The organism is Psychroserpens mesophilus (assembly GCF_000826645.1).
GTDB lineage: Bacteria > Bacteroidota > Bacteroidia > Flavobacteriales > Flavobacteriaceae > Psychroserpens > Psychroserpens mesophilus.
This window is the reverse complement of record NZ_JXJP01000001.1, coordinates 369,556-381,460: the sequence shown is the minus strand read 5'-3', so window position 1 is coordinate 381,460 and position 11,905 is coordinate 369,556. Positions and strand designations below refer to the sequence as shown.

Annotated in this window: 9 protein-coding genes; all 9 read right to left on the bottom strand. The window is 34.8% G+C overall.

What is annotated here, in order from left to right:
* Positions 1–35: 35 nt before the first annotated feature.
* The 9 genes from ftsA to TD18_RS01625 all read right to left on the bottom strand — a co-directional run bounded on the left by ftsA (position 36) and on the right by TD18_RS01625 (position 11,894).
* The gene (gene ftsA, locus TD18_RS01665; RefSeq protein ID WP_040247586.1) at positions 36–1,370 is read right to left on the bottom strand and encodes a cell division protein FtsA; all 1,335 of its coding nucleotides are present in this window, start codon (positions 1,368–1,370) and stop codon (positions 36–38) included.
* Positions 1,371–1,373: 3 nt separating this feature from the next.
* Positions 1,374–1,838, bottom strand: a complete 465-nt coding sequence (locus tag TD18_RS17475; RefSeq protein WP_241480626.1) for a cell division protein FtsQ/DivIB — start codon at positions 1,836–1,838, stop codon at positions 1,374–1,376.
* Positions 1,839–2,082: 244 nt separating this feature from the next.
* Positions 2,083–3,435 (bottom strand): UDP-N-acetylmuramate--L-alanine ligase, encoded by a 1,353-nt coding sequence (murC, locus tag TD18_RS01655; protein WP_040247582.1) that lies wholly within the window; start codon positions 3,433–3,435, stop codon positions 2,083–2,085.
* Entirely contained in the window at positions 3,436–4,530 is a 1,095-nt protein-coding gene (murG, locus tag TD18_RS01650) for an undecaprenyldiphospho-muramoylpentapeptide beta-N-acetylglucosaminyltransferase (RefSeq protein WP_040247579.1), read from the bottom strand.
* Positions 4,530–5,723, bottom strand: a complete 1,194-nt coding sequence (locus TD18_RS01645; protein WP_040247577.1) for an FtsW/RodA/SpoVE family cell cycle protein — start codon at positions 5,721–5,723, stop codon at positions 4,530–4,532. Before TD18_RS01645 ends, murG begins: the two co-directional genes overlap by 1 nt.
* A 100-nt stretch (positions 5,724–5,823) precedes the next feature.
* A complete protein-coding gene (gene murD / locus TD18_RS01640) occupies positions 5,824–7,161 on the bottom strand; it encodes a UDP-N-acetylmuramoyl-L-alanine--D-glutamate ligase (protein WP_040247573.1) in 1,338 nt (445 codons plus the stop codon).
* Positions 7,162–7,240: 79 nt separating this feature from the next.
* Complete coding sequence (mraY, locus tag TD18_RS01635; protein ID WP_040247570.1) at positions 7,241–8,476, bottom strand: phospho-N-acetylmuramoyl-pentapeptide-transferase; 1,236 nt, start codon at positions 8,474–8,476, stop codon at positions 7,241–7,243.
* An 8-nt stretch (positions 8,477–8,484) separates the two neighbouring features.
* Positions 8,485–9,948: a UDP-N-acetylmuramoyl-L-alanyl-D-glutamate--2,6-diaminopimelate ligase gene (locus TD18_RS01630; RefSeq protein ID WP_040247569.1), complete on the bottom strand. Its 1,464-nt coding sequence runs from the start codon at positions 9,946–9,948 to the stop codon at positions 8,485–8,487.
* Positions 9,948–11,894 (bottom strand): penicillin-binding protein, encoded by a 1,947-nt coding sequence (locus tag TD18_RS01625; protein WP_052460993.1) that lies wholly within the window; start codon positions 11,892–11,894, stop codon positions 9,948–9,950. The genes TD18_RS01630 and TD18_RS01625 overlap by 1 nt, the downstream gene beginning before the upstream one ends.
* Positions 11,895–11,905: the final 11 nt, after the last annotated feature.

Below are 11,905 nucleotides of genomic sequence, written 5' to 3'. Positions count from 1 at the left end.
TTTATATATTTATTATTCAATAGATTTAAATCTAATTACTCAGCATTGTCTAAAAAATCTTTGACTCGCTCAGTTAGTTTATCTAAGAACGATTTACGTTCTTTTTTAGGTGGTTGAACAGGTTCTTCTTCTTGACTAATAGGTTCTTCAGAATGTTCTTCCATAGCAAGTTCCATCTCTTCAACTTCTTTTTCAACACGCTTACGTTCCTGACGTTTTAAGCCATCCATCACTAGCCCTACAGCTGTTGCATATAACGGACTAGCAATTTCGTCATCACTATTTCCTGCTAGATGCTCATTAGGATAACCTATTCTGGTATCCATTCCTGTGATGTATTCAACCAATTGCTTTAAATGCTTTAACTGGCTTCCTCCACCTGTTAAAACGATACCTGCAATTAGTTTCTTTTTTTGTTCTTCGTGGCCATAATTCTTGATCTCTACATACACCTGTTCAATAATTTCTACAACTCTTGCATGAATGATCTTTGACAAGTTTTTCAACGTAATCTCTTTTGGCTCACGACCACGTAAACCAGGAATTGATACAATCTCGTTGTCTTTATTTTCTCCAGGCCATGCAGAACCAAATTTTACTTTAAGTAATTCTGCCTGCTTTTCAATGATTGAACAGCCTTCCTTAATGTCTTCCGTAACCACGTTTCCTCCAAAAGGAATCACAGCAGTGTGACGTATAATGCCATCTTTAAACACTGCTAAATCTGTTGTCCCTCCACCTATATCGATTAAAGCAACTCCTGCTTCTTTCTCTTCCTGACTCAACACAGCATTTGCAGATGCCAATGGTTCTAATGTGATGCCTTCCAGTTCTAGTCCTGAACTTTTCACACAGCGACCAATATTTCTAATTGATGATACTTGTCCGACAACCACGTGAAAATTAGCTTCTAAACGTCCGCCATACATACCAATTGGTTCTTTGATTTCTGGTTGCCCATCAATTTTGTATTCTTGTGGTAAGACATGAATAATTTCTTCACCTGGCAACATGACCAATTTATGCACCTGATTAATCAATCTGTCTATATCATCTTCATCTATAACCAATTCAGAATTGGCTCTAGTGATATAATCACTATGCTGTAAACTTCTAATGTGCTGACCAGCAATCCCTACGGTTACGTCTTCAATTTTTAAGCCTGCTTCTGCTTCTGCTTCTTGCACAGCTTGCTGAATGGATTGTATTGTCTGTGTGATATTGTTAACGACACCTCTATGCACACCTAAGCTTTTGGATTTACCAATACCCAAAATTTCTGCCTTTCCATATTCATTCTTACGACCAATCATTGCCACAATTTTTGTGGTTCCGATGTCTAATCCTACTGAAATTTTATTGTTCTCCATTACTTATTTTTTGGTGCAAATAACTTGCTTATCAAACTTTAAATTCACGACGCTATAACTGTCTAATGTTTTATCTTTAATTGCTTTCAAATAAAACGCCTTGAGATTGTTAATTTTTTTATCCAATAGGTTTAAACTTCCTAAGTGTACTTTAAAATCCACATTACGTAATCTCAAATCGATAGATTGATCTTCATTTTGATGAATCTCAACAACGTGTTTTTTTAAAAACTCATCCACTTTAACCTTTTGGGCTACAGTAAATACATTCGACAAGTCATTTTTTTCAATTGCTCCTGTTACTAAAGGTACACGCGCAGTGTAATTTGTTGATAAAGGCATAAAAGACCCTTGCTCGTCGATGTAATAGGACGCATTTGTACTAACTCTTGCTATAGGTTTTTTTTGTTCAATACTTGCAGTGATTGAGCCATCAACACTCATAAACACTTGTGCTTTCTTAATCATTGGGTTGGAGTTTAGGGCAGTTTCCAACGCGTTCAAATCTATAATATCTTTAGGCTTATTTGTAACACTCTGTTGATTTTGTATTAACAATTTACTAACAGTCTCTTGTGTAACAAATAGGTTATCACTTCCAACAAATTGTATTAAAGGAGTGCCTACTGTTCGAGTTGAATTTCTAATCGACGAAAACGCAAATAAGAAACCCACTAACAGTACTAGAAAAGAGACCTTTATGTAATTGTAATTAACTCGCAATGCTAAGTGCTTTTTTTATATGTTTCACTTCCTCTCCAATATCTCCTGCACCAATGGTTAATATAATTGGAGCTGAAGATGTTTTTATATATTGAACTAATTCTGATTTCTGAATTACTTTCTTGTGTGTGTTATCAATTTTATTTAAAAGCCAATCAGAAGTAATCCCTTCAATTGGTAATTCTCTGGCAGGATATATATCTAATAAGAGCACTTCATCAAATTGCGATAAACTCTTAGCAAATTCATCTCCAAAATCTTTTGTTCTGCTGAATAAATGGGGTTGAAAAATTGCCAGCACTTTTTTGTCTGGATACATTTCTCTAATTGCATGATGAACAGCATTTATTTCTTCAGGATGATGTGCATAATCATCAATAAACACTAAATTTTCACTTTTAATCTGATAAGTAAATCTGCGTTTTACGCCGTTATAGGATGCTAAAGCTTTGGCGAGCTGCGGTTTAGGGATTCCGTATTCTACAGTCATCGCCAAGGCAATTAAAGCATTCGACAGATTGTGTCTACCAGGTAGGCTAAATTTAAAATCTTTGAGTAGTGCATTTGGTGTTTTAACATCAAACACATAGCTACCATTTACTATTTTAATATTTTGAACAGAATAATCTGAATCGTCTTCGATGCCATAGGTAATCCCTTTAATTGGCAATCCGTTTTTAACGAATAGTTTTCCGTTTGGTTTCATTTTTTTTGAAAAATCTTCAAAAGATTTCACTAATGCTGAAGCATCTCCGTAAATATCTAAGTGATCAGCATCCATAGATGTTATACAAGCATAATCTGGTGATAACGTTAAAAAAGAACGATCAAATTCATCAGCTTCAACAACAGTTACGTCTGTGCCATTAAGGATAAGATTTGAATTATAGTTCTCACTTATACCTCCTAAAAATGCTGTAACTTTTATATCACATGCACTAAGCAAATGTCCTAATATACTTGTTGTTGTGGTTTTTCCGTGAGTGCCAGCAACAGCCATGCAGAAAGTTTGCTTTGTAATGTCTCCTAAAACTGTTGATCGTTTTAAAACTTCAAAACCATTTGACATGAAGTAATTTAATTCGGTATGATCTTTTGGAATTGCAGGTGTGTAAACAATAAGCGTGTTTTCCTTATCTAAGAACACATCTGAAATAGCCTCTAAATTATCTTCAAAATGAATTAAAATACCTAAATCTTCGAGCGCATCAGTAATGTCAGTTTTAGTTTTATCGTAACCACCAACTTTCAAACCTTTAGCTACAAAATAGCGTGCTAAGGCACTCATTCCAATACCTCCAATACCTATAAAATAAACGCTATTTATATGTTTCAAATTCATTTATTGTTTTAATAATTTTTCTACTTCGTCTGCTATATCTTTTGTAGCATTTACTAATGCCAATGCTTTTATATGTGTACTTAACTCGTCTCTTTTTTCTTTAGAATTCAGTAATTCCGAAAAGGCATTATCAAACTGAACTTCTAAATCACTTTCCTTTATTAAAACAGCAGCATTTTTATCTGCAATAGCCTTAGCATTTTTAGTTTGATGGTCTTCTGCTACATTTGGTGATGGAATAAAAATGACTGGTTTTCCAACCACACAAAGTTCAGATACAGAACTCGCTCCAGCTCTTGAAATAATGATATCTGAAGCAGCATACGCCATGTCCATAGTATTTAAAAACGCATGCACTTGAACATGATCTAACTGATTATATTTCTTATAATGCTGATAGTACAACTTACCACATTGCCAAATCAACTGTACATTAAGTGATTCAAAATAGTCCAGCTTACTTTCTATCAATTCATTAATTCGTCCAGCACCTAAACTACCTCCTAAAATTAGCAGTGTATGCTTACTGTGAATCAACTTAAATTCATCTTTTCCTTGAATATGCTTATATTCAACATCCAGTAAATCCTTCCTAATTGGGTTTCCAGTTAATTTGATTTTCTCTTTCGGAAAATATTTCTCTAAACCTTCATAAGCCACACAAATCGTATTTACCTTTTTACCCAAAAGTTTATTTGTAATTCCAGGATAAGAATTTTGCTCTTGAATCAAACTAGGAATACCTTTTGAAGAAGCTACTTTCAATAACGGACCGCTTGCAAAACCTCCTGTTCCGATAGCGACATCAGGCTTAAACGTATTTATGATTTTTCGAGATTTTAATAAACTCGCTATCAATTTGAATGGAAACATTACATTCTTAAGAGTCAGCTTTCGTTGAAGTCCGGAAATCCATAACCCCTCAATAGCGTAACCAGCTTGAGGTACTTTTTCCATTTCCATGCGATCGGAAGCACCAACAAATAAAAACTCAGCATCTGGAAAACGAGATTTTAACTCATTTGCAATCGCAATTGCAGGATAGATATGACCTCCTGTTCCGCCTCCAGACAATATGATTTTATAGTTACTCATTAAATGGTTTCACTTAAAATTTCAAGTGGATTATCTTCATTAATTTCTTGTTCTTTTATTTCTTCTCGTTTTGCACTTACACTTAATATAATTCCTATAGCCAAACAAGTCATCCAGATTGATGTCCCACCACTACTAATTAATGGTAATGTTTGTCCGGTCACCGGAAATAATTCGACTGCAACAGCCATGTTAATCAAGGCTTGAAATACGATGGGCAAACCAACACCTAAGACCAGTAATTTTCCGAAAACGGTATCTGATTTTTGGGATACAATGACAATTCTGAATAATAACCACGAATACATAACTAATAAAAACAAACCGCCTATTAATCCGTATTCTTCAATTATAATAGCGAAAATAAAATCTGAAGAGGATTGTGGTAAAAAGTTCTTTTGAACACTTTTCCCAGGTCCAACACCTTGAATACCTCCTGACGCAATTGCTATTTTTGCTTTTTCAATTTGATAATCGGCTTCAGTGTCTTCTCCATTTGTGAAATTTTCAATACGACTCATCCATGTATCTATTCGATTAGGCATAGCATCTGGAAAAGCCTTAGCAACCAATATAAAAAGTGATAGTGCAACAATTCCTGTCCCTATAACCACAGCCAAATATTTAATGGGATAACCTCCAATAAATGCCAACATCATAACCATCAAAAACATAATGGCTGTTGTTGAAAAATTAGCAGGAAGAATAAGTATCAACACAAAAAACACAGGAGCCCATAGGGGCAATAAGGTTTCAGTAAATGTAACTTGCCTATCTTGAATTTTTGATAAGTATCTTGCCACATACACCATTAAAACAACAGCTGCAAGTGTTGATGTTTGAAAAGACATGCCAACAAAAGGAATTTGAATCCAACGACTCGCATTAGCACCATCGATAGTAGTTCCCTGAAGCATTGTTACAACAAGCAACACCAATACAATTGGAATCATCACCATTGATAATCCTCTGAAATAGCGATATGGAATTTTATGAACTCCATACATAATTGCAAACCCTAAAAAGAGATGCATAAAATGTTTAATGAAAAATCCGAAGGTATTTCCTGCACCACCAACATAAGCTAAATTACTTGCAGCACTATACACAGGAAGGAATGAGAAAATTGCCAACAATGCAGCAATTGCCCATATTAACCGATCTCCTTTTATGTTTTTAAATAGTGTTTGCATTTTATTGCTAAATCATTCTCATGATGTCATTCAGAGTAAAGCGATGAATCTAAAAATTAGATTCTTCAGTCGAACTTTCTTCTGAATGGCATTTTTATATTTATAAATTTCTTACAGCATCTTTAAATTGACGACCTCTATCTTCATAGTTTTCAAACAAATCAAAACTTGCACATGCTGGCGATAGCAACACGTTTTCACCAGCTTCAGCAATTTTATAAGCGATTTTAACAGCTTCACTCATATATTGCGTTTCAACAATAATATCGACCATATTTCCGAAGTTTTTCATCAGCTTTTCATTATCAACTCCCAAACAAATGATGGCCTTCACTTTTTCATTTACAAACTGAAACAGCTCCTGATAATCATTCCCTTTATCTTGTCCGCCAACAATCCAAACAGTTGGTGCATCCATACTCTCTAAAGCATAGTATGTCGCATTGACATTAGTCGCTTTTGAATCGTTGATGTACTGAACTTTGTTAATTTTAAGCACGTGCTCTAATCGATGCTCTACACCTTGAAAATTTTCTAAACTTTCACGAATCGTTTGCTTTCTTATTTTTAATAAGTGCGCAACTGTTGAAGCTGCCATTGCATTTTTAATATTGTGTTTACCCTCTAATGCTAAATTTTTTGTTGGCATAATTATCTGGTTGTTATCTATTGTTATTTTTATATTGTCTTTATCTAAATACGCTCCGTTTTCAATGTGTTTTGTTAATGAAAATGGCAATAATGTGGATTGAATAGGATGCTGTTTTAACCAAGATTGAATGACATCATCATCGGCATCGTAGATGAAATAATCTTCTTTAGTTTGATTTTCAACAATTCTGAATTTTGAAGCGATATAATTTTCAAAAACGTAATCATATCGATCCAGATGATCTGGTGTAATATTCAGTAATACTGCAACTTTTGGTTTAAACTCTATAATATCATCTAACTGAAAACTGCTTACTTCTAGCACATAGTTTGAATGGTTTTTCTCCAATATTTGCTTAGCAAAACTATCACCTATATTACCTGCTAATCCAACATTTAATTCTTGTTTTAGCAGATGATAGGTTAAACTAGCAGTTGTTGTTTTACCATTACTACCTGTAATAGCAACCAACGTGGCGTCTGTAAAATTTGACGCAAACTCAATTTCAGAAACGACCGTAATTCCTTGTGCTCTTATTTGTTTTACCAAAGCAACTTTATCTGGAATTCCAGGACTCTTCATTACCAAATCTGCATTTAGAATTTTAGCTTCCGTGTGCTGACCATCTTCAAATTCAATCTCATTATGTATAAGAACTTTTTTGTACTTCTCTTTAATTATTCCTTTATCAGAAACAAAAACTTCATAGCCTTTCTCTTTTCCTAAAAGTGCTGTACCAACACCACTTTCTCCTCCTCCTAGTATGACTAATTTTTCGTTCTTCATTTATATTGTCATTCTGCACTACCATACAGAATCTATTTACTTTCTATTGGATTCCGTATCAATTACGGAATGACAAAACCTATCTCAACTTGAGTGTCACTATAGATAGGATTGCGAGAAAAATTCCAACAATCCAAAATCTGGTAACAATTTTACTTTCGTGATATCCTGACTTCTGATAATGATGATGCAAAGGCGACATTTTAAATATGCGTCTGCCTTCACCATATTTCTTTTTTGTATACTTAAACCAACTTACTTGTAAAATCACAGATAGAGATTCTGCGAAGAAAATTCCGCAAAGCAATGGAATAAGCAATTCCTTACGAACTGCAATCGCAATTACAGCGATAACACCTCCAATGGTTAAACTTCCTGTATCTCCCATAAATACTTGTGCTGGATAGGTATTATACCATAAGAATCCTATGAGTGCTCCAACAAATGCTGCAATAAAAACCACAACTTCACCCAATCTCGGAATAAACATCACATTGAGATAATCGGAAAACACGATGTTACCAGAGATGAAAGCGAAAATAGCCAGAGCAAATACGATTATTGCCGAACTACCTGCTGCTAAACCATCGATACCGTCTGTAAGATTTGCGCCATTTGAAACTGCTGTTACAATAAAAATTACAATTGGAATAAATACCAACCATGCATAATTTTTATATCCATCGCCTATCCAAGATACCAATGTTGCATAATCAAATTCATTATCTTTTACGAATGGAATGGTTGTTTTTAATGACCTATTTTCTTCTGCATAAAACTCTCCAGGAGAATTCTGTGTAATTAATTCATTAGAAAACTGTGGATTAATTTTTTCTTGCTTAATGGTAACTCCAGGATGGAAATACATAACAGCTCCAACAAAAATCCCTAAACCAACTTGCCCTAAAACCTTGAATCGTCCTTTTAGACCTTCCTTGTCTTTTTTGAAGACTTTAATGTAGTCATCAATAAAACCAATAAGTCCCATCCAAATGGTCGTTACAATAAGCATAATAACATATATATTATCTAATCTGGAGAGCAAAATCACGGGAACCAATGTGGCTATGATGATAATGATTCCACCCATTGTTGGTGTTCCTGCTTTTTCAACTTGACCTGCTAAACCTAAATCTCTCACCGTTTCTCCTACTTGTTGTTTTTGTAGAAAGGTGATGATTTTCTTTCCGAAGATGGTAGAGAACAATAATGACAAAATTATTGCCAAAGCAGCTCTAAATGTGATGAACTGAAACACACTCGCTCCTGGCAATTGGTACTGTTGTTCTAAATATTCGAAAAGATAATATAACATGGGTTAATTTATTTCTGTAACTGTTTTAAAAATTCCTGAACGATTTGGTAATCATCAAAATCAAATCGTTCACCTTTAATTTCCTGGTAGGTTTCATGACCTTTCCCAGCGATTAAAATGATATCGTTTGGATTGGCCATTTGACAAGCTGTTTTTATGGCTTGCCTTCTATCTGTAATTGAAACTACTTTCTTAAAATTTTGAGGTTCAACACCTTTTTCTATATCTTCAATAATAGCTTCTGGTTTTTCACTTCTTGGATTATCACTTGTAAAAATCACCTTATTACTTAGAGCCGAGGCGATATGCCCCATTTTCGGGCGCTTTGTAGCATCTCTATCTCCTCCACAACCAACGACCGTTATTAATTCTTCATTTTTTGTACGAATGCTATTAATGGTTTCCAGCACATTTTTCAACGCATCAGGCGTGTGAGCATAATCTACAATTGCAGTGATTTTCTCCTCGGATATTAAATATTGAAAACGACCACTTACACTTTCTAACTCACTAATCAATCTTAGGATTTCTACTTTTTCAAGACCTAACAATTCAGCAGCTCCATAAATAGCAGCGACATTATACGCATTGAATGTTCCTATAAGCCTTGTCCACAATTCACTATCATTAAGTTTCAATAGCAATCCGCTTAATTCATTTTCAAGAACTTGCGCTTTGAAATCTGCATAGGTTTTTAAGGCATAAGTATATTTTTTTGCCTGTGTATTTTGCAACATCACTAGACCATTTTTATCATCAATATTCACTAAAGCAAAAGCTTGCTTTGGTAAGTGATCAAAAAATGATTTTTTTACATCTCTGTATTCAGCAAAGGTTTCATGATAATCTAAATGATCATGAGATAAATTGGTAAACACTCCACCTTCAAACTGCAAACCTTCAGAGCGTTTTTGATGAATACCATGCGAGCTTACTTCCATAAAACAAAACTCAACGCCAGCTTCATTCATTAATTTCAAATACTTGTTTATAGTTAATGAATCTGGAGTTGTATGCGTTGCTTTGTATTCGGTATTATCAACCATAATTTTTACAGTAGACAATAAACCAACTTTGTATCCCGCTTTTTTAAACAACTGATATAATAGTGTTGTCACTGTCGTTTTTCCATTAGTTCCAGTAACACCAACTAGTCTCAAATTACTTGAAGGATTTTCATAATAATTAGAAGCCATATAAGCCAATGCGCTACTTGTGTCTTCAACTTCTATGTACGTAATCCCGTTTTGTATATGTTTTGGAAGCGCTTCGCAAACTACAGCTATAGCACCTTGCTGTATTGCTTTTTCTATGAAATTATGACCATCAGCAGTTGTTCCTTTTACAGCAACAAAGACATCTCCATTAGCAACTGCTCGAGAATCAAAATGAATAGTATTCACATCAACACTAGTGCTTCCAACCACTGCATTGATGGTAACCTTATACAATATGTCTTTTAAAACTGCCATTAAATATCTAATACCACTATTTGGTTTGGTTTAATTTTTACACCTTTTGTTATCGATTGATTTTTCACGACTCCAACACCTTCAAGCTTTACTTTTAATCCCATATTTTCTAATAATGCCAATGCATCCATAGCTGGTAAGCCAACCACATCAGGCATAATGGTTTTATAGGTATTAGCGATGTTATAGTAAGACTCAAACGATTCTTCAACTTCAGTATGAACTATCTCTAAAGATTCAACCTCATCTATTAAAGGGGTTTCAGTATATATTTTTTGTGCAATTCTTTTAAACACAGGACCAGACACATCAGCACCATAATACCCAACTTTTGTACTTGGTTTATGAATAACCACAATGCATGAATATTTAGGATTGTCTGCCGGAAAGTAACCTGCAAAAGAAGACACATACTTTCTGTCTTTTCGCCATTCTTCATAATTACTGTAATCTGTTCTTGCAGTTCCAGTTTTTCCTGCCATTGAAAAATTCTCAGAATACATTCTAGAACCCGTTCCTCGGATAACAATATTTTTTAGAATTTCTCGTATTTCACCTAAGGTCTTGTCCGAACAAATTTTCTGATTAATGACTTCTTTTTTGAAAACTTCGATCTCTCTATCAAATTCTTTAACCGCTTTAATGAATCTTGGTTTTACCATTTCTCCATTATTAGCAATAGCATTATAGAAGGTCAATGTCTGTAATGGCGTCATTTCTAAATTATAACCATAAGCCATTGAAGGCAAAGCATTTCTACTCCAATTCGCTTTTCCCGGTTCAGCAATATCAGGAATACCTTCTCCAATAATGGATACGCCAAGAGGCTTATGAAGATTCCATCCTTTCAACCTATTAATAAATTTTTTCGGTTGTTTAGCATAAGCATCATCTATTATCGTTGCCAGCCCAATATTTGAAGACACTTCTAATGCACGAGCTGCAGAGATTTCACCATAACCACGAGAATCGCTAATCGTTCTTCCATAGAAGCGTTTCGTTCCTTGATAAGTATTTACCATGGTAGACGTATCAACCAGCTTATCTTCAAGTGCTGCCATCATCGCCATCACTTTAAATGTAGAACCTGGTTCGTGACTTTCACCTACAGCATAATTGAGTCGCTCGTAATAGGTTCCATTTTGATTACGTCCTAAATTTGAAATCGCTTTAATTTCACCTGTTTTAACGTCCATTACAACAGCGCAACCATGTTCAGCCTCATATAGCTCTAATTGACCTAATAATGAATGATGTGCAATATCCTGAATATTAACATCGATAGTGGTATAAACATCATAGCCATCTTGAGGATCTACCTGATTATAATCTACAATAGGTTTCCATTGTCCGTTACCAATTTTCTGCTTCAAACGAGAACCATTAACTCCTCTCAAGTATTTCACACCAAAAGCACCATCGATACCTGGTCTCGTAACAGTGCCATCATCATCAATTTTTTCATAACCAATTATACGTTCAGCGATTCCTCCCATTGGGTGTTCTCGACGCGTGGTTTGCTCGACTATGAGTCCGCCTTTAATTGCTCCAAGTTCCAGTAATGGAAAATTTCTCAATCGGATATAATCAGAATAACTGATATTTCGAGCTAACAAGAAATATCTATTTTTATTAGATCTTGCTTTAGTAATCGAGTTTTGATGATAGCTTGAAGGCTTACCAGTGTATATAGATAACGAATCTGATAACGCTTTGATATACTTGTTAAATGTGGCGTCTTTAGGCTGAATCGCATCAAGTCTGATATCATATTTAGGAATAGATGTCGCCAGCAAACTACCATCAGCCGAATACACATTTCCTCTATTGGCTGGTATTTCGTGATTTTTCACAGTGCGCTCTTCAGCAAGTGCTCTGTAATCGTCCCCTTGAACAAACTGAATGGTGCACAACTTAAACACAACAGCCAAAGCGAAGACAAACATACATCCAGCTA